At 62.1% G+C, this 18,116-nt stretch carries 13 protein-coding genes; 1 reads left to right on the top strand and 12 read right to left on the bottom strand.

The window, feature by feature from the left end:
• From PQU92_RS18080 to PQU92_RS18055, 6 genes are all read right to left on the bottom strand, one after another.
• A partial coding sequence (locus PQU92_RS18080) for a hypothetical protein (RefSeq protein WP_272749700.1) occupies positions 1 to 221 on the bottom strand: 221 nt, incomplete at its 3' end.
• Between the two features lie 343 nt (positions 222 to 564).
• On the bottom strand, positions 565 to 4,203 hold the full coding sequence (locus PQU92_RS18075) for a TonB-dependent receptor (RefSeq protein ID WP_272749699.1): 3,639 nt from the start codon (positions 4,201 to 4,203) through the stop codon (positions 565 to 567).
• A gap of 169 nt (positions 4,204 to 4,372) precedes the next feature.
• Positions 4,373 to 8,251, bottom strand: a complete 3,879-nt coding sequence (locus PQU92_RS18070; protein ID WP_272749698.1) for a TonB-dependent receptor — start codon at positions 8,249 to 8,251, stop codon at positions 4,373 to 4,375.
• An 87-nt stretch (positions 8,252 to 8,338) separates the two neighbouring features.
• Entirely contained in the window at positions 8,339 to 9,304 is a 966-nt protein-coding gene (locus PQU92_RS18065; RefSeq protein ID WP_272749697.1) for a FecR family protein, read from the bottom strand.
• The gene (locus PQU92_RS18060; protein ID WP_272749696.1) at positions 9,273 to 9,884 is read right to left on the bottom strand and encodes an RNA polymerase sigma factor; all 612 of its coding nucleotides are present in this window, start codon (positions 9,882 to 9,884) and stop codon (positions 9,273 to 9,275) included. Before PQU92_RS18060 ends, PQU92_RS18065 begins: the two co-directional genes overlap by 32 nt.
• Positions 9,885 to 10,057: 173 nt before the next feature.
• Positions 10,058 to 10,279: a hypothetical protein gene (locus PQU92_RS18055; RefSeq protein ID WP_272749695.1), complete on the bottom strand. Its 222-nt coding sequence runs from the start codon at positions 10,277 to 10,279 to the stop codon at positions 10,058 to 10,060.
• 181 nt (positions 10,280 to 10,460) lie between these two features.
• On the opposite strand from PQU92_RS18055, the gene PQU92_RS18050 reads away from it, so the two are divergent.
• The gene (locus tag PQU92_RS18050; RefSeq protein WP_272749694.1) at positions 10,461 to 11,414 is read left to right on the top strand and encodes a LysR substrate-binding domain-containing protein; all 954 of its coding nucleotides are present in this window, start codon (positions 10,461 to 10,463) and stop codon (positions 11,412 to 11,414) included.
• On the opposite strand, the gene PQU92_RS18045 is transcribed toward PQU92_RS18050, so the two are convergent.
• From PQU92_RS18045 to PQU92_RS18020, 6 genes are all read right to left on the bottom strand, one after another.
• Positions 11,411 to 13,153 (bottom strand): ABC transporter ATP-binding protein, encoded by a 1,743-nt coding sequence (locus PQU92_RS18045; protein ID WP_272749693.1) that lies wholly within the window; start codon positions 13,151 to 13,153, stop codon positions 11,411 to 11,413. The genes PQU92_RS18050 and PQU92_RS18045 overlap by 4 nt on opposite strands.
• A 128-nt stretch (positions 13,154 to 13,281) precedes the next feature.
• Positions 13,282 to 14,025: a class II aldolase/adducin family protein gene (locus PQU92_RS18040; protein WP_272749692.1), complete on the bottom strand. Its 744-nt coding sequence runs from the start codon at positions 14,023 to 14,025 to the stop codon at positions 13,282 to 13,284.
• 22 nt (positions 14,026 to 14,047) lie between these two features.
• On the bottom strand, positions 14,048 to 15,190 hold the full coding sequence (locus tag PQU92_RS18035) for an LLM class flavin-dependent oxidoreductase (RefSeq protein ID WP_272749691.1): 1,143 nt from the start codon (positions 15,188 to 15,190) through the stop codon (positions 14,048 to 14,050).
• A gap of 66 nt (positions 15,191 to 15,256) precedes the next feature.
• A complete protein-coding gene (locus tag PQU92_RS18030) occupies positions 15,257 to 16,240 on the bottom strand; it encodes an LLM class flavin-dependent oxidoreductase (protein ID WP_272749690.1) in 984 nt (327 codons plus the stop codon).
• 3 nt (positions 16,241 to 16,243) lie between these two features.
• A complete protein-coding gene (locus PQU92_RS18025) occupies positions 16,244 to 17,338 on the bottom strand; it encodes a PhnD/SsuA/transferrin family substrate-binding protein (protein ID WP_272749689.1) in 1,095 nt (364 codons plus the stop codon).
• Entirely contained in the window at positions 17,335 to 18,114 is a 780-nt protein-coding gene (locus PQU92_RS18020; protein ID WP_272749688.1) for an ABC transporter ATP-binding protein, read from the bottom strand. The genes PQU92_RS18025 and PQU92_RS18020 overlap by 4 nt, the downstream gene beginning before the upstream one ends.
• Positions 18,115 to 18,116: the final 2 nt, after the last annotated feature.

Raw genomic sequence — 18,116 nt, 5'->3', positions numbered from 1 at the left:
TGCCAGTTCGATGGCACAGCGATCTTAGAGGCCTGCCCCGCCTTCATACCGCCGCTGACCGTGAAATCCCACGAAACCGCATCGTCCGGCCCGTTGCCTGACAACATCAGCGTGTCGGTGCGCGGCGCGTCGGCAGCCGCCGCCCCCATGGCGATCGACATCAGAAGCGGGGTTATCAGCCACCGACGCGAAGTCGATCCATACCGACGCGAAATCCTCATGCCAGTTTCCTTTTTTTATGATCATCCTAGATATTCGCCCAGTGTAATGACACCGGTTACCAAACGTCAAGCAATGCAAACAATTTCAATCAAAATATAATTATATTGATCAAAAATGATCATTAATTTTGTTTAAATTATTGAATATCAATAAGTAAATTTTAAGTCACCTGATGGTCATAATGCCTGTACCAACGGCAAAAAAGACAGGCCCTCGTTACGAGAGCCTGCCAAGTTTCGATCCGGTTTCGCGAAGTATCCAAACAGGGCGCGGGGAGTTCCAGATCGGTTTCGGTACCACGGACCGGCCGCCGTCATCAGATCGACAGCGGCCGGTTTCCGCCTATTGCAGTTTGTAGATGACGCCGAAGTTGAAGCGCCGACCGCCGTAGCTTGCCGACCAGTCATTGCCACCATTGGACGGTACACGCGTGCCTTCACGCACATTGGCCTCGTACAGGAGGTTACGTGCTTCCCAATAGACTTCGATATTCGGACGCACCTTGTGCGTTATCTTGGCATCGAGATACTGATACGCTGCGGTGTAGTAGGGCTCGCCCGGATTGTAAGGAAGTTCAACGCGGTTTTCCGGGTTCTGGTTCGGGAAGGCACCGATGCCGCTGATCGAGTTGCCGCAGCCGGAAACGCACTGCAGGGCGCGATCGCGGGCCTGATAGGTCAGGGCCGCATTGGTTTTGCCGTCATCGTACCAGAGCTTGAGGTTGGCGAAATAGTTGGCGCGTCCGGGCACGCCGACGCTTTCGCCGGTCAGGGTATCGATATAGCCCGCCGCACCTTTTTCCTTGTTCGTCGAGATGTTGAAATCGACGCCGGTATAGCGGAAACGCCACGGCAGGAAGGTCAGCGCGGTCTTGGTCGCCAGTTCCCAGCCGGACTGGGTCGAGCCCGGGCCGTTGCGATAGGTGGTGTAGGCAAAGGTGAATTCAGACAGCGGACGGCCCGTCACCGGATCGATCTCGTCGGAACCCGCGAAGATCGGATTATTGGTTACGCGCACGGTTTCCGGGGCACCAACCTTGATCTTCTGACGGTAGTAGGCCAGCGAAACGAAGGTGTCCTTGTTGATGTACCATTCGAGCGAGGTATTGTTCTTGGTCGCACGATAAGGCTTCAGGTCCGGATTACCGAAGGTGGTGCAGGCCAGATCCAGATCTTCCTCGCCCTCGTCGATGCGGTCTTCGAGGCGTTCATCGATGGTACACATCCCCGCCGGCCACAGACGGCCCGCCGGCGGACGCGCAATGGCCTTAGACCAGTTGTAACGCAGCACGACCTTGTCGTCGAACGCCCACAGATTGGCGTTATAGCTTGGCATCCAGTCCGTATATTCCCGGTTGATGCTGATCGGCTTGCTGACGTCGCTGGTCACCACATTGGCGTTGCCAGCACCCGAATTCCAGGTAGGCAGCTTGCGGATTGAACGCAGCACGGTCTGGCCCGTGCCGTTGACCGTCGACTGCACCATCCGCACGCCGAAGTTGCCGTTGAAGCTCAGGCTGAGCGGCAGCTTCTGCTCGAACTCGACCATGTAATAGGCCGCGGTGACCTGTTCGACGACGTTGTTGACCGGTTGGGCATACATCTGACCGTCGCTGCCGCGGCAGACCTTCACGCAGTCGAGATTATAGTTCCCACCCGCAGCCATCTGGGCGATCGCCTTGTCGACATCGACCGTATTCCACAGACGCATACCGTCGGCGCCTTCGTAGCCGGGCATGAAGGGCCCGTCATTATATTCGATGGCGTTCGAGAACAGGTTCAGAAGTTGCGCGCGAGTGACGGTTTCCACGCCGTAAAGCGAAGCCGTACCGGTGCCGGGGACAAAGCCGTAGGCGCAGGCATTGGCGGCCGTGGTCGTAGCCTGGTTTTCACAGGCGCGGATCGAACCCCGCAGGGTGGTCGAAGGCACGAAGGTTCCGGTTTTCACTTCATAACCGCCACCGCCCCAGCGTTCGGTGTCGGTCTTGCGATAGCTGACCCCGGTCTTGAACGAGGTGAAGAACGGGATGTCGTCCAGACGATAGGTCACGTCAAGCTTGGCCATGTCTTCGGACACTTCGTTGAGGCCCGGCGACAGGTCGACTCCAATGCTGTTGGTGTAGCGCGCGGCGGCAGCCTGCTCGGCCGGTGTGGCACCGATCGCCGCATTGAGCGGGTAGATGTTCGACAGGTCGTTGGGATTGAAGCCCGCCGGGAACTGGATATCCCACAATCCGCTGTCCTGCATGACCATCTTGCCATTGCCATAGGGAATGGCAAGGCGGAAACGACGGTCGTACTTGGTATAGGAGGACTCGCCGCGATTGGCCTGAAAGTCGATCTTCAGCGGGCCCTTCTTGTAGTTGGCGCCCAACAGGAGGTAATTGCTCTTCCAGTTCTGTTCGTTGCGGATATTGTCGTAGCTGATCTGACCGTTGGTCATTTCAAGCGCCGTCACAAAGTGATTGGCGTCAACCACGACACTGCCCGGAACCACGTTGCTGGCATAGCCCATGATCGGGAAGGCGTTGTTGGTCGTCGTGCTGCCCGCCGTGTTGTCGAGCAGACGCGCGCCGGTCGGCGTCGTCGTGTTGTAGAAATAATAGCCGCTGACGCCGGGCACAAGGCTCAGGGTGTTCTGCGAGGTCAGCGGGAACGTCGTATTGGTCGTCAGCGAATTGGCGACAATCAGCGCGTCGGAGTTGGTGATATTGACCTGACCGCGTGTCCGGTTGCGGCGGATGTCGTCCTGTGTCCGGTCGGCGACCTGATATTTCACATAGACGTTCAGGTTGTCGTTGACCTTGTAGTCGAAGCGGATGTCCCAAGCGAGGCGGTCCTCGTACTGGGTCAGGTTGATGTCGCGGTACAGACCCGGCGAATAGTCGTTCCACTGGTTGAGACAGGTGACCTGCTCAAGGATACGCTGCTGCTGCACGTCCCGGCGGTTGTTGTTGCTCGAACCGGCGGACACCGTATTCAATTCGGCGGCGGTATAGAGCGGGAACAGGGTCGCGCAGTCGGCCTTGGTCTTGGCCGAAGCCGCCCGCTCGACGATCTGCCGTGGCGTGTAGGTGGTGAAGTTGGGCTTCGTCGTATCAACATTGGCGAAGGACAGGCGCGGCGTGTCGGCCGCATCACCACTCACCGTGGACGGATTGAACGAAAACGTCTTTTCGGGCGAATTGTCCCAGTCGATCAGGCGCGAATAGCCCTGAGCGTTGCTGGAGCCTGCGCCATTGAGCTGATGGCTGTCGTTCAGACGGCGCGTCTTGGTGACATTGAACAGCACGCCCAGACGTCCATCAAGGAACTTGCGCGAGGCGATCAGGTTGATGTCCGGCGACCAGCGCTGGCTCAGGGAGTTGCGGTCGAGGCCGACACGCAGCTGCACATAGGGCTTTTTGAAATCGAGACCGGTGCGGGTCTGAATCTGAACGGTTCCGCCCAGGCCGCCCTCGGTCATGTCGGGGGTCTGGCCCTTGACGACATCGACGCTCTTGATCAGATCGGCCGGCAGTTCGCGCAGATCGGTTGAACGGCCGCTGCCGCTCGATCCGTTGATGGCCAGATCGTTGCTGGCGGTCGATACCGACATGCCGTCCATTTCGACGCGCGTCAGGTCAGCGCCATTGCCGCGCAGGTTGACGCCCGCGCCCTCGCCGGTTTCGCCTCGCGCCAGCCCCATGCCGGGAATACGCGACAGCGCCTCGGCCAGATTACGATCGGGGAACGAGCCCACATCGTCGGCAACGATGGAATCGGTCGCCGTCTTGGCCTTTTTCTTCTTGTCGATCGAAGATTGCTGAGAGGCGCGCGTCCCGACGACGATGACCGTCTGCACATCCTCTTCGACTTTTTGAGTCTGCGGCGCCGGGCTTGCGCTTTGCTGCGCCTGCGCGACCGCGAACATGTTTATGGCGGCTACCCCGATGATGCCCGAACTGGCCAGAAGGGTCTTGGCCAAATTTCCCTTTTTCATTACGCCTCCCCGTGAGATGTGTTTTTTAAAATGATACCGGTGTCATTGTGCTGGACATGCTCCCTACCGGTACGCAAATGAGAGGCGTCTGTGTCCGGCTCTCAAAAGTAAGGAGTTTCTCGGGGGAAATTTTCCGCTACGTCATCGCGATTTTTTTTACGACGGGCATTCAGTTCAGGCGGTACTGGAATCCGAAGGTAAAGCGGCGGCCGCCGTAGTTGATCGTCAACGGATGCTCACCGTCGCGATTGTCGAGCACCGAGGATTCGCGTAGCAGGTTGCGCCCTTCCCAGTAGAGATCCACATTGGGCGTCAGGCGGTGCGTGATCTTGGCGTCCAGATAGGCATAGGCCCGCGTATAGTAGGGCTCGCCCGGATTGTAGGGCAAGGCGACGTAACTGGTGCTGGCCGGGTTAGAACTGGGGAAATAACCGGTCAGATCGCTGCTGACGCCACACCCGGTCAGGCAGCGCAGTACCGCGTCGCGCGCCTGATAGGCCAGACGGGCATTGGTCCGTCCATCGTCGTACCAGATGGCGATATTGAGAAAATAGTCCGAACGGTTCTGAACGCCGAGGTCCTCACCGGTAATCGGATCGATGAGGCTGGCGGCGCCTTCGGCCCGATTGGTGGCGATGTTGACATCCACCCCGGTGTGCCTCAACCGCCCCGGCAGGCCCGTCAGCGCCGCCTTGCCCGACAGCTCCCATCCGGAATAGGCGTAGGACGGGCCGTTGACATAGGTCGTATAGGTGAAGCGATAGTCCGACAGCCGCCGCCCCAGCGCCGGATCGACCTCGTCGCTACCCTCGAACAGCGGCTGGTTGGACAACTGCGCGGTAACCGGGGCACCCGTTTCAACCTTGAGCCGGTAATAGGTCAGCGACAGATAGGCGTCCTTGTCCGGATACCATTCCAGCGCCGTATTGGTCCGGTGTCCACGCAACGGTTTCAGCGCCGGATTACCGAACGTCCCGCAACTCATGTCCAGCCCCGTTTCGCCCGCCGCGATCCGGTCGGCAATGCGCTGATCGAAGGTGCACTCCCCGTCCGGCCACAACCGGGTGACTGGCGGTCGCGCCAGGGCCCGCGTCCAGTTATGACGCAGCACCACCTCCCCCGGCCTGAGCCACAGGCTGGCATTATAGCTGGGCAGCCAGTCCGTATAGCGGCGCGCAATTTCCACCGGCCGGGTCACGAAGGTCGTCGTGACACGGTCGTAGCCTTCGGCGGCGTTCCAGTCGGCGGCCTTGGTCAGGGCATTGATCTGCACGAAACCGCGCGCCTTCACCTCGGACGTCACGGCGCGGACGCCGAAATTGCCTTCCAGCCTGAGCCCCAGAGGCAGGTCGCGTTCGACATCGACCCTGTAATAGGCAGCGGTGATATCCTCGATCGAGCGGCTTTCGGGCGTTTCGTACAGCTGACCGTCCGTGCCCCGGCACACCTTCATACAGTCCAGATTGAAGTTGACACCCCCCACCATCAGCCCGAGCGCCGCGGTGACATCGACCGTATTCCACAATTGCGCGCCTTCGAAGCCGGCGATACCCGGCATGAACGGCCCGCTATTGAGCTGAACGCTGTGGCGATAGATGTCGAGCAACTGCGCCCGTGTCACGGTCTCGACGCCGTACCGCGCGCCATTGGTCGCCGGGACATAGCCATAGACGCAGGCATTGGCCGCCGTGGTCGTGGCCGTATTCTCGCAGGCGCGGATCGTACCGCGCAAGCGACTTTCGGGAACGCTTACCCCTGTCGACGGCTGATACCCGCCCCCACTCCATAGCCGCGTCACCAGGCGGCGGCGATTCACGCCGAACCGGACCGACCGCAGAAGCGGGCCTTGTGTCAACCGGTAGGTCAGGTCGGCCTTCACGGCGCTTTCGGCGCTTTCGGTCAGTTTCGGATCATAGGTGAGTTGCACGCTGCTGCTGTATTGCGGCGATGCCGCGTCCGCCGCCGCGTTGAGGGGATAGAGCGTGTCTATGCGGTCCGGATCGAAGCCCGCCGGCAGTTCGACCGTCCACCATCCGCCCGAAGTCGCCTTTACGGTGGCCACGCCGAACACGGCGCTGCGCCGGAAACGGGCATCGGTGCGCTGATAGGCGGAGTCGCTCCGGCTGGCCTGAAAATCAATGCTCAGCCCCCCTCGCCGATACCGCCCGCCCGTCAGAAGATAGGCGTTTTCCCATACCTGATCGTTCCGGATATTGTCGTAGGACAGAACAGAATTGGTCGTCTGAAACTGGGTCGCATAATGGTTCGCATCGACCACGACCGAGCCGGGAACGAGATTGACCGGTATACCGTAATAGGGAAAACCGTTCTGGACATTGGCCCCGCCCAGCGTGCTGTCGAGCCGGACCAGTCCGGTCGGCTGACCGGCATTATAGATATAGTAGCCGCTGCCCGGTACCGCAGTGAGGACGTTCAGGCTGCCGACCGGGATATCCGTGTTGCCGGTCAGCGACGCCGTGGCCATCCGGCGGTCCGCGACGTCCCACTGCACGGCACCCCGCGCGCGGGTGCGGACCTGTTCATCGACATGGCGGCTGGCCGACTGATACTTGCCATAGAGGCTGAGGTGGTCGTTGACGCGCACATCCAGCCGCAGATCCCAGGCCAGACGCGCCTCGTAATTCGACTTGAAGCGATCGTTGATCGTATTGGGCAGGTAGTCGTTCCATTGCGCGACGCAGGTCCTCTGCTCACGGATGCGCTGCTCCTGCGCCAGGGCCCGGTTGATATTGTTGGTGCTAGGCGCGATCAGGTCCAGTTCGGCGGCCGTATAGAGCGGAAAAGCGCTCAGGCACTCGCCCTTGGTCCGGGCATTGGCGGAACGGGTCACGATTTCCAGCGCCGACAGGGTCTCGAAACGCCCCGCCCCCGACGCCAGCGGCAGGGACTGAAGCGGCGCATCATAGGCGATATTGCTGCGATCGACGCCGCTGACCAGCGCCGGGTTCAGCGTATAGGTTTTTTCCGCTGAATTATCGAGGTCGAATAGCCGGATATAGCCCCGGTTGTTGTTGGCCCCGCCCTGCGCCACCTGATGGCTGTCGTTCAGCCGCTTCGTGGTCGTCAGGTTCAGCAATATCCCCACGCGATCGTCGAAAAACTTGCGCGTCGCGACGATATTGATGTCGGGTACCCATCTCCGGCTCAGGGAATTACGTTCGCCCGCCAGCCGCAGCGACAGATAGGGCTTGTTGAATTCCATCGCCGTACGCGTTTTGATCAGGACCGTGCCCCCCAGCCCGCCTTCGGTGATGTCGGGCGTCTGCCCCTTGACGACCTCGATACTTTTGACCAGATCGGCGGGCAGTTCGCGCAGGTCCGAGGCTCGGCCGTTGCCGCTGATCGAGACGTCGAAGCCGGAATTGGCGACGCTCATTCCGTCGATTTCGACCCGGGTCAGGTCGGAGCCGGAGCCGCGTATATTGAGGTCGGCACCTTCGCCGTATTCGTTGCGCGAAATAGCAACCCCGGCAATGCGCGAGACAGCTTCGTTGACATTGCGATCAGGGAACGATCCGACATCGTCCGCCACGATGGCGTCCAGCGCCGTAGGGGCGTTTCTCTTAAGCTCGATGGCCGTCCGTTGCGCATGACGCGCGCCGATGACGATAACCTCGGGGATATCCTGTGGCGCGGCATCCCGCGTCAGCACCGGGGCAGGGATTGGGGCAAGGACTGGCGCGGCGGTAAGCGGCGGCCTGTTTACCGGCGTCTCGTCCGCTTTCAATCTCAGCGAAATAACCGTGCCGGTATCGGCAGCGACTTCGAGACCCGTCCCCTTCAGAAGGTGTCGCAATGCTTTGCGCGGGTCCATGTCGCCCTGCACGGCGCGGGTGTGCACCCCCTTGATGCGACCCGTGGGGGCGATGATCTGAAGTCCGGCCTGCCGGGCGAATTCGGGCAGGGTCAGGGCGGCATTGTCGGCGGGAATATCGAAGCGGCGGGTTTCGGCCACGGCAAATGATGCCGTCAGCACGGACACTGCGGCGACACTCCATAGCAGGTGGGTCCGAAGTCCCAGCCTCATTCGACGCTCCCCTGGGGCTTCTTTATATACGAGCCCTCAGTCCCTTAGAGTAGCCGGCGCACGCTTTTCCGCTACGCCCGCGCCTTTTTATTTATAGGCCAGATGAATGTCCTTGCCACGCGTCCGGACGGTCAGCCCCAGACTGGGGGCCACGGCGGCGGCAAAGCCCGCCGGATCGCGCGCGTCGAACAGGCCGGAGACCTGTTCGCGCGCCAGTCTCCGGTCGTCGATGATCAGCCGCACGTCGGAATAGCGGGCGAATTCGCCGGCGACCTCGCTTAGGGCTGCGTCTTCGAAGGCGATCTTGCCCGCCTGCCACAGGGTCGCGATGTCGATCTGACGCGGTGAAAGGCCAGCCGTGACGACCGGCGCACCATCCGCCGGGACAAGCGCGCTGGACGGTGCCGTCAGACGCGCCCCCGGCATAGCACCATGCGCCTTGAGTTCCGCCACACCGCGCGCCACCATGACCTGCAGCGGGCGGGCGGGCAGATTGCGGATGACCACCTGCGATAACGAGGACACGATCTCGACCCCACCGGCCATGACACTGAACGGTGCCAGCGACGACCGGACGATCGTGAAGGCCGCTTCGCCTTCATCGAGCCAGACCTCACGCCGTCCGCCGGAAAACCGGAAGCGTATCCGGGTGTCGGTATTGAGTTCTGCCACGGACCCGTCGGGCAGCGGAAGGGAGCGCGTCTCGCCCCGTTGCGTGAAGACGGTTTCCTGACGGGCGTTCCACGCCGCGCCTATGCCGACCGCGCCCGCGACACTGGCGGCGATAGCGCTACCACCCCACAGCAGATGACGGCGCGACACATGCGGCGACCCGGACCGCTCGGATGACTTGCCCTGCCCGTCCAGAACCAGGGTACGCTGAAGCAGGATGGCCGCCGCGCGGGCGCGGGCATAGGCGCCCGGATGGCGCGGGTCCGCCGCCAGCCACGCCGTCAGCGCCGCATCCTCCGCCGGGCTCAGGTCACGGTCCGACCGCGCCGCCCAATCGGCGGCCTCTGCATCAATCCCGTTGGTTTTGTTTCCTGACGCCACGGTCGGACCGGTCCTTACGCAATTTGTCCCCCCATGCCTTAGAGGCGCGGGCACTGTCAATTCCACTATCGGACAGGTGATTAAGCACCAACAATATGCCGCGGCTCATGTGCTTTTCAACCGTGCTTTCCGACAGACCCAGCTTTTGCGCGGTTTCGCGTTGCGAAAATCCGTCCACCCGGCGCATCAGGAACACGTCCTTGATCTTCTGCGGCAGGCCGGAAATGACGGAAAACAGGCCGGACAGCTCGTCCCTCCCCAGCAGGAAATCTTCGGGCGATGCCTCGGCAGACGCGATATCGACGGCGTCCATATCGCCCATGATCTCGATAGGGATGATCTTGGCGCGGCGGATATGCAGCAGCAGCACCGAATGGGCAACCTGATAGAGGTAACCCCGCACATTGCGGATGTCGGCGACCGTATCCATCGCGATGAGGCGCGAATAGGTCTCCTGAACGATATCGTCCACCTCAAGACCCGGCACGCGGCGGCGGTTCAGCCAGGCCCTGAGCGACGGCTCGTGGGGCAGGACGAAACGCGACAGCCAGATGGCCCGCTCGTCAGACACGCGCAACATGAAAAACCTCTTGATTCCTCTTCCCTGATGACCGGATAGCGGGCCGTCCGGCCACGTTCCGTCTTATATTTTTTTACTTAACTGACACACATCGCGGCAATGGACAATATAGATCAGATCAAAGAGCTAAAATGGGTAAGACCATTGTAACGGCGTGTTTGTTTGTCGCGATATCAGGGCTTGACCTGATTGCGCAGATCCGGCGCGATGCGAAGCAGGCCGTCCGCCACTTGTCGGGCGAACAGGGCCGCCCCCTTTGGGCCGAGGTGAGTATAGTCGAAGGTCACGGTCTGAGGCGCTGATTGGGTCACCGCCGTTTCCGTCGGCACGCCCGGCGTGAAGGCGCCGATCGAGCTGCCGGTCCGCGCCGCCGCGTTGCTGACCGCGACCGGCATTACCTCAGCCCCCGGAGGCATAGAGCCGGGAAGCCGTGTTTTTCCACTATCCTTATTAGGTTTGCCTTTTTATGTCGGGCGCCTATAGCGAAAGTCTGTTACAGCGGCGCTAAATCCGATATGCTGTGCGAACACTGAACGGCACGGGCCTGGGTGACCTCCATACATCAAGCTGGACCCCATGAGTCTCAAATCCCGTACCGATGCCAATGCGCCGCCGCCCGTCCATGCCCTCAGGGCGCTGGAAGCCTGCGTCCGCCTTAAAAGTTTCGCCCGCGCCGCCGATGAGCTGGGCGTTACCGCCAGCGCCATCACTCAGCATATCCGCACCGTCGAGGACTGGGTCGGCAAGCCGCTGTTCCTGCGCCGGGGCCGTTATGTCGTCCCGACCGATATCGCCGACGCCGCCATGCCGTCCTTGCGCGAAGGGTTCGACCGCCTGCTGGAAGGCACGCGTCTGCTGCGCGAAGCCGACCGCAAGAGCTATGTGGTGTCGATTTCCGCGCCGCCCTCCTTCGCCGCCAAGTGGTTGCGGCCACGACTGGAGGCGTTCCGCACCCTGCATCCGGAATACGAGGCGTGGCTGTCGGCCGATCTCAAGCTGGTCGATTTTTCGACGTCGGAGATCGATATCTGCGTGCGCTATGGCCCCGGCGGCTATCCGGGCCTGACGGCGGAGCAGATCCTCGGCGAGAGCATCGTCCCCGTCGCCTCGCCGGATTTCATCGCACGGCACGGGCCGTTCGCGCGGCCTCAGGACATCCTTCGGGCGCGACTGCTGCACGATATGGGGGCGGAAAACGATCCGTCGAGCCCATCGTGGTGGATGTGGTTCGACGCGCGTGGCTTCGACGACCTTCGGGCGTTGGACGGACCGCGTTATAACGACCCGGCGCTGGTCATCGACGAGGCCGTGGCCGGACGCGGGGTCGCTCTGGCCAAACGCGCCATAGCCGAGACCGACATCGCCGCCGGACGCCTGCAGCCCCTGTTCAACGACCAGACCCCGCTCAGTTTCGCCTACTGGCTGGTCTGGCCGCGCGGCCGCACCCTGCCCGCCCCAGTCCGGGCCTTCATTGCCTGGATCAAGAGCGAGGCCCAGCGCGGCCTGTTCGCGGATGGCGAAGGGATTTAAGCGGTTTGAAGGCCATGCAGGCGGGAATAGAGCCCGTGCTGCTGGTCAAGCAGAGAGGCATGATCGCCCTCCTCGGCGATCTGGCCATCCTTCATCACGATGATCTTGTCGGCGCTGGCGATGGTCGACAGCCGGTGGGCGATGACCAGCGCCGTGCGGCCCCTGAGCAGGGTTTTCAGCCCGTCCTGCACCAGCTTTTCCGACTCGGTATCGAGCGCCGAGGTCGCCTCGTCGAGGATGATCAGGCTGGGGTCGCGCAGGATGGCGCGGGCAATGGCGATGCGTTGCTTTTCGCCGCCGGACAGGCGCACGCCGCGCTCGCCGACCATGGTGTCGTAACCTTCGGGCAGACGGCTGATGAAGTTGTCGGCGTGGGCGGCCTTCGAGGCCGCGATCACGTCGTCGCGCTGGGCCCCGACCCGGGCGAAGCTGATATTGTCGCCGATCGAGTCGTTGAACAGGGCGATGTCCTGAAGCACAGCGCCGATACGCGTGCGCAGGCTGTTTTGCGTATAGCTGCGGATATCGCGGCCATTGATCAGGATTTCGCCTTCGCTCACGTCGTAGAAGCGCATGGCCAGCTTGATGATGGTCGATTTACCCGAGCCGCTGGGGCCGACCAGCGCCACGGTTTGGCCCTCGCCCGCCGTGAACGACAGGTTGCGGAGCGCCGGACGCGTCTGGCCCGGATAGGTGAAGCCGACATTGCGGAATTCGATACGGCGGATGGGTTCGACCTCGGTGGCATCGGCGCGGTCGGTGACGGTCGTCGGCACCTCGATCAGTTCGACCAGACGCTCCGACGCGCTGTCGACATCGCCCGCCGTATTGACCAGCCGCGTGATGGGGACAATCGTGGTAATGACGGCCTGAGTGAGCGCAAAGACCAGCAGGATATCGCCGACCGTATAGGATTGATGCAAAGCGCCCCACGCGACCCAACCGATCGAGCCGATGACCGCCAGTGAATTGATCAGGTTGACAACCACCGCCGAACGCTGCTCGATGCCGGTTTCGGTGCGGCGGACGTCCCACCATTCGTCCTGAACCGCATCGTAGCGCCGCTGAACGATGCGCTCGCCGGCAAAGCTGCGCACGGTGGCGATCTGGCTGACCATTTCACTCAGAAGACCACTCATCTTGCCAACGAGGCCGTTCCAGCGACGGCGCAAGGGTTTTGTCTTCTTGACCGCCAGATAAGACGAAATGAGATTATAGGGCACCAGCAGCAGCATGACGAGACCGACGGCGGGGGCCTTGATCAGTAGAACGATGATCCCGAAAACAAGCTGCAATATGCTGGCCAGCGTCCCTTCGGAGAGCTGAAACAGCCACTGGGTGACGGTGATGCAGTTACCGAAACGATCGGTGATGTCGCCGACGCGGTTGCGTTCGTAGTAGTCGAGCGACAGGCCGGTCATGGTCTCGAACACCCGGCGGCGCAGGGTCGAGATCGAATGCAGCCACAACTGATCCGACTGATGGTCCTGCCAGTAGCCGAACAGGGTGGTGAACAGGCGGATGACCGCAAAGGCTCCCACCGCCCAGCCGACCGCGATCAGGGCCGCCGCATAATCGACGCGCTGACCGAACAGGTCGGTGATCGTATTGACGATGCTGCGGAAGACATAGGGCGTCGCGGTTGCGCCCAGCCCCAGTACGGCGCTCGACAGGATCAGGCCGATAATCCGGCCTCGATATTCCGGGATGAGTTGAATGATTTTCCAGATATTGGTCATAGGAGCCCGGAAATTAAAGCGCATTCCGAAAAGTGTGACGCGGTTTTCGGAAGCAAATGCGCGAAAAGTAGAAGTCATGGGAAGGCCCGCGCGGTTGTCTGCGCGGGCCAGAAAGAAGTTACGCGAATTTACTCGGCAGCTTCCTGATGAATGGTCCCATCTTGCGAAACGGTTGCCGTCTTCGGGATCAGGCCGCTCATGCGCCATTGCTGTTGATAGACGCCCGGACCGAAGGGTTTGGACCCGCCCAGCGAGGCGGCCAGCGTCTGGAACTGCGCGCCCTCTTCGAGCAGCAGGATGAAGTCGGCCAGCGCCAGCAGACCCTTCTTGCCCCAGACGGTGGCGCCGCCATTGGCCTCGATGATGCCGGGGATTTCAGCGTCGACCTTAAGCTGATCGAGGATGAAGTCGACCTCCGGCTGGAGGCGGTCGACATAGACCGGTAGCGAACGGACGAAGCGATGACGCTGTACCGGCACATAGAGGAAGTCGAGTTCCAGATGCGCCTGCGCATAGGCCCCCAGATAGGGCGTGTGAACGTGGCTGATCGTCGTCACGTCGTCGTGCTCACGGAACAGCTTGGTGTAGCGACCTTCGCCGCCGGGGGCGGCTTTACCGAGATAGACCGTGCCGTCGAAGCCGACGACGGAGGTGCGTACCTCATCGAGGTCGTCACCCCACGGGCCGGTATAGCCGAGATTGATCAGCTTTTCTTCGCCGGGGATACGCTGGACAAAGCCCAGCGTGCCGGTGGCGGAGATGGTGCGCGTTTCGCGCAGGACGCGGAAGGCCTTGCGGGCGTCTTTCTGCGCCTGAATGACAAAGGCGGTGGCTTCGGGCGACAGGCCCGCAATCGATTGTACGTCGGACATGGTATGATCCTTTCTGATAAAATTATTCTGCGGCCACACGTAACGTCTGGCGGCCACGCACCAGCGGCAGAACCTCTTCACCGACGCGGTAAGCCTCTTCGAGGTGCGGCGTTCCGGCGAAGATCAGACCGCCGACGCCAAGGCCCAGCAGCGTGTCGATGCGTTCGGCGGCGGTCTCGTAAGAGCCGACGATCCCCAGCGGCGAGCCCTGCGCGCCGAGGATGCCGAGGCCCGAGAAGAATCCGTCGATTTGCAGGTCTTTCGGATCTTTGTCGGCGGTCGGACGCAGATGGTCTGGGATGGGCGAACCCACGGCATCGCCCCGGCGCATGGCGGCACGCTGACGCTCGATGGCCTCCCAGTCGGCATTGGCCCAGCCGCGACGGACCTCGGCCCAGGCCTCTTCTTCGGTCGGACGGGCCAGGATATTGAGGCGGATGGCGGGCTTGACGCTGCGGCCATCCTTCGAGGCCAGTTCGCGCACGCGGTCGAACTTGGCGCGCAGCTTGTCCAGCGGCTCCATGTGCGTCAGGTTGAAGTCGGCGTGCTTGCCCTGAGCGGTGAGCGCCGCATCGGAAGACCCGGCGAAGTACAGTTCCGGACGGACCTGACCGGCCAGCGGCGCGGGCAGCCCCGCATCCTTCACCTGATAGAACTTGCCGTCGTAGCTGAAGGGGCCGCCGTTCCATACGCCCTCGAAGACATTGAGGAACTCGGTCGTGCGGGTATAGCGGTCGTCGTGAGCGATGCGGTCGCCCCACCACAGCTGCCCCGGACCACCACCGCCGGTGATGATGTTGAACAACAGCCGCCCGTTCGACAGGCGTTGCAGCGACGCGGCGGCCTTGGCGGCATAGACCGGATTGATCCACGGCGGCTGAAACGCGATCATGAAGCGCAGGGCCTTGGTATGGCGCGCCAGCGACGAGGCGATGACCCACGGATCGTCGGTCTGCGGGAAGGACGGGATCAGCGCCCCGTCGAAGCCCGCCGTTTCCGCCGCGCGGGCGATCTCCAGCAAATGCTCGTGATAGGCCGCCGGGTCGTGCGGCGACGGCGCCAGATTGCCAGGTTTCAGCGCGCCCCAATCGCCGCGCGTATCGGACGGCAGGGCCACATCGGCGCGGTCGCCGTGGGTGGGAAGTCTCCAGTGGAACTGTACCATATTGCTATTCCTCCTCAGCGCATTCCGAAAAGTGTGCAGCGGTTTTCGGAATCAAATGCGCGAAATTTATGCCGAGTGTTGCAGGCGACCGGCCCATGCGCTGAGGCGCGGCAGGACGTGCTGGGCGGTGCGATAGGCGTCTTCGAGATGCGGGCGGGCGCGCAGGATCAGGGTCGAGACCCCGGCCTCGACATAGGCTTCGAGACGTTGCGCGACCTGATCGTAGTCGCCGCTAAGGCGCGGATCGCCCTCCCCATCACGCGTATGGGCGGCAGCCTGAGCCTCGGCCTGCGTGTGGCGGGCCGTAATCTCGGCACGCAGACCGAAACGGATCGGACGATCCCCCGCAAGCGCCTTAAGACGCGCAATCTGAGCGCTGACGGCTTCCGGGCTTTCGGCGTCGAAGAGGTAGAGGTCGGCGTGTTTTGCGCCCAGGACCAGAGCCTCGTCGGCCGTGCCCGACAGGACGATCTCCGGCAGGGGCTGCCCTTCAAGCGGGCCGTTGAAACCACCGTTCAGGACCTCGTAATACTGGCCTTCGAAGGTATAGGGTTTCTCGTTCCAGAAACCCTTGAACACGGTCAGGAACTCATCGGCGCGAGCGATCTGTTCGGCCACGCTGCGGTCGTGGCCGTGCCATGCACCAGCTTCAGGTTCGCGCGTCACCAGATCGAGCACCAGCCGCCCGCCGGTCAGGCGCTGAAAGCTGGTAGCGATCTTGGCCGTATAGACCGCCGACAGGAAATGCGCCGGCAGTTCGGGAACCAGCTTGATGCGGCGGACGTCGCGGGCAATGGCGCCGGCGACGATCAGCGGCTCTTCGCCCTCGTCGGTCTGCGGGATGATCACCCCGTCGAAACCACCCAGTTCGGCGGCGCGCGCCACCTGCACGAGGTAGTCGTAATAGCTGACCTCTTCGTGCCCGTGGACGCGGTCGAAGCGCCAGGCCCGCGAAGGGGCATTTTGATAGTCGCCGCGGTTCCATTGCGAACGGTCGGCGGTGCGCCCGTCGCCATTGACCGGCAGTTGCCAGAATATTTCGAGTGCCATGTCTTAGGCTCCAGCCTTGAATTTGCTTGCGTCCCAGTAGGTTTCGAGGGACAGGGTTTTGAGGGCTTTTTCGACCAGACTGTCGTCGAGCAGAGCATCGACATCGACGTCACCAGTGATAATCCCGTTCTGTTTCGCGAAGGCCGAGGCTTCGCGATAATGGGTGTAAAGCTCCGGCGGAAAACGCGGCGACCAGCGGTCTTTCCAGCTGATGTTCGACTGATCGTAGGTGCGACGGACGATGTGTTCCGGTGTCCCGTTGCGCGTACCGAGCAGGACGATCTCGTCCTTGTTTTTCTCGTCCGAAATCCAGTGCGCGGCGCGGACATAGCTATCGACGACCAGTTGCGCGATATCGGGCTGTTCGCTGAGGAATGTGCGTGACACCCACTGTCCGCCCCAGCTTTTCCAGTCGAGCGCCTGATCGGCGGTCGACCAGATGATCTTGGCCACGCCTTTGTCTTCCAACCCGAAGGCCGAGATGGTGAACAGGCCGTCGACCCCGCCGGTCGCCACCGCAGCCGCCCCGGCATCGGGGTTGATATTGAAAATCTGGAAGTCGTCGTAGGTCAGACCCTTCGAGGTCAGCAGACGCAGCAGCGGCAGTTCCCACGGACGCCCACGGTGGATGGCCAGACGCTTGCCTTTCAGGTCTTCGATGGACCTGGCCGTGGAACCCACCGGCACGACCAGATAGGAGTCGCTGGGGTTGCCGGGCAGGACCAGCTTGGTCTTGCCGGTCGTATTGCTGGCGTTGAGGATGATCGACGGCAGGTCGGAATAGCCGGCGAACTGGATCTGGTGGTTGGCGAAGGCCTCGTTGACGATGGGGCCGACGGCGGAGTTAGGGGCCGGGAAATATTCCAGCTTGATGCCGCGTTTTTCCAGCCCTTCGCGCAACCAGCCGAACTTGTCGACCACGTAGTCGAGGCCCGACAGGCGCACTTTCTGACCCGCGAAGCTCGACACCACGGCGATCTTGAGCGTGGTGATCCCGGCCTTGTCTTTCGATACCGAGCAGCCGGACAGGGCCACGCCCAGGGCGGCGGCGAACCCGCCCGCCAGAACACCGCGACGAGATGAATTGAAACCGGTCATATAACGACTCCGTTGGTAAGGTCTTTGAGCACTTCGTCGCGAATGGCGTGCAGGACGGGTGACGCGCGGTCGCGCGGATGGGGCAGCGGTACGTCGACGATGCGGCGGATGCGGCCCGGCTCCGGGTCCATGATGACGACGCGATCACCGAGATAGACGGCTTCCTCGACGTCGTGGGTGACCATGATCATGGTCATGCGGTGCTGAAGCCAGATGCGTTGCAATTCGTTCTGCAAGCGCAGGCGCGTCAGGGCGTCGAGCGCGCCGAGCGGTTCATCGAGCAGCAGCACCTTGGGCTGGCTGACCAGAGCGCGGGCGATGGCCGCACGCTGCGCCATGCCGCCTGACAGCTCCTTCGGATAGGCGCTCTCGAAGCCCTTGAGGCCGACGAGGTCGATCAGGTCGAGGACGCGTTTATCTTTCTCGGCCTTGGGGATGTTCTGGTTGACCAGAGCGAAGGCGACGTTTTCGCGCACCGTCATCCACGGCAGCAGCGACGGGTCCTGAAAAATCATGCCGCGGTCGAGACTGGGGGCGTTGATGACCTTGCCATCGAGCTGGATCGTGCCGGAATAGTCATTTTCCAGCCCGGAGACGAGGCGCAGCAGGGTCGACTTGCCGCAACCGCTGCGCCCGACGATGCTGACAAATTCGCCCTCATGCACATCGAGGTCGATATTGAGCAGGACGCGCAGGGCCTTCTGGTCGATGACGTAGTTCTTCGACAGCGACTGGATACTGAGCTTGGCGGTGGGGGATGGGGTTTCGAATGCCATGG

This window comes from Asticcacaulis aquaticus (genome assembly GCF_028550415.1).
In the GTDB taxonomy this organism is placed as follows: domain Bacteria; phylum Pseudomonadota; class Alphaproteobacteria; order Caulobacterales; family Caulobacteraceae; genus Asticcacaulis; species Asticcacaulis aquaticus.
This window is presented reverse-complemented; position numbering and strand designations above follow the sequence as displayed.

Excerpts from the sequence above, each read along its gene's own strand:
- PQU92_RS18020 (WP_272749688.1), bottom strand. The coding sequence starts at position 18,114 with ATGGCATTCGAAACCCCATCCCCCACCGCCAAGCTCAGTATCCAGTCG.
- PQU92_RS18060 (WP_272749696.1), bottom strand. The coding sequence starts at position 9,884 with ATGTTGCGCGTGTCTGACGAGCGGGCCATCTGGCTGTCGCGTTTCGTC.
- PQU92_RS18070 (WP_272749698.1), bottom strand. The coding sequence starts at position 8,251 with ATGAGGCTGGGACTTCGGACCCACCTGCTATGGAGTGTCGCCGCAGTG.
- PQU92_RS18045 (WP_272749693.1), bottom strand. The coding sequence starts at position 13,153 with ATGACCAATATCTGGAAAATCATTCAACTCATCCCGGAATATCGAGGC.
- PQU92_RS18050 (WP_272749694.1), top strand. The coding sequence starts at position 10,461 with ATGAGTCTCAAATCCCGTACCGATGCCAATGCGCCGCCGCCCGTCCAT.
- PQU92_RS18075 (WP_272749699.1), bottom strand. The coding sequence starts at position 4,203 with ATGAAAAAGGGAAATTTGGCCAAGACCCTTCTGGCCAGTTCGGGCATC.
- PQU92_RS18035 (WP_272749691.1), bottom strand. The coding sequence starts at position 15,190 with ATGGTACAGTTCCACTGGAGACTTCCCACCCACGGCGACCGCGCCGAT.
- PQU92_RS18025 (WP_272749689.1), bottom strand. The coding sequence starts at position 17,338 with ATGACCGGTTTCAATTCATCTCGTCGCGGTGTTCTGGCGGGCGGGTTC.
- PQU92_RS18040 (WP_272749692.1), bottom strand. The coding sequence starts at position 14,025 with ATGTCCGACGTACAATCGATTGCGGGCCTGTCGCCCGAAGCCACCGCC.
- PQU92_RS18055 (WP_272749695.1), bottom strand. The coding sequence starts at position 10,279 with ATGCCGGTCGCGGTCAGCAACGCGGCGGCGCGGACCGGCAGCTCGATC.
- PQU92_RS18030 (WP_272749690.1), bottom strand. The coding sequence starts at position 16,240 with ATGGCACTCGAAATATTCTGGCAACTGCCGGTCAATGGCGACGGGCGC.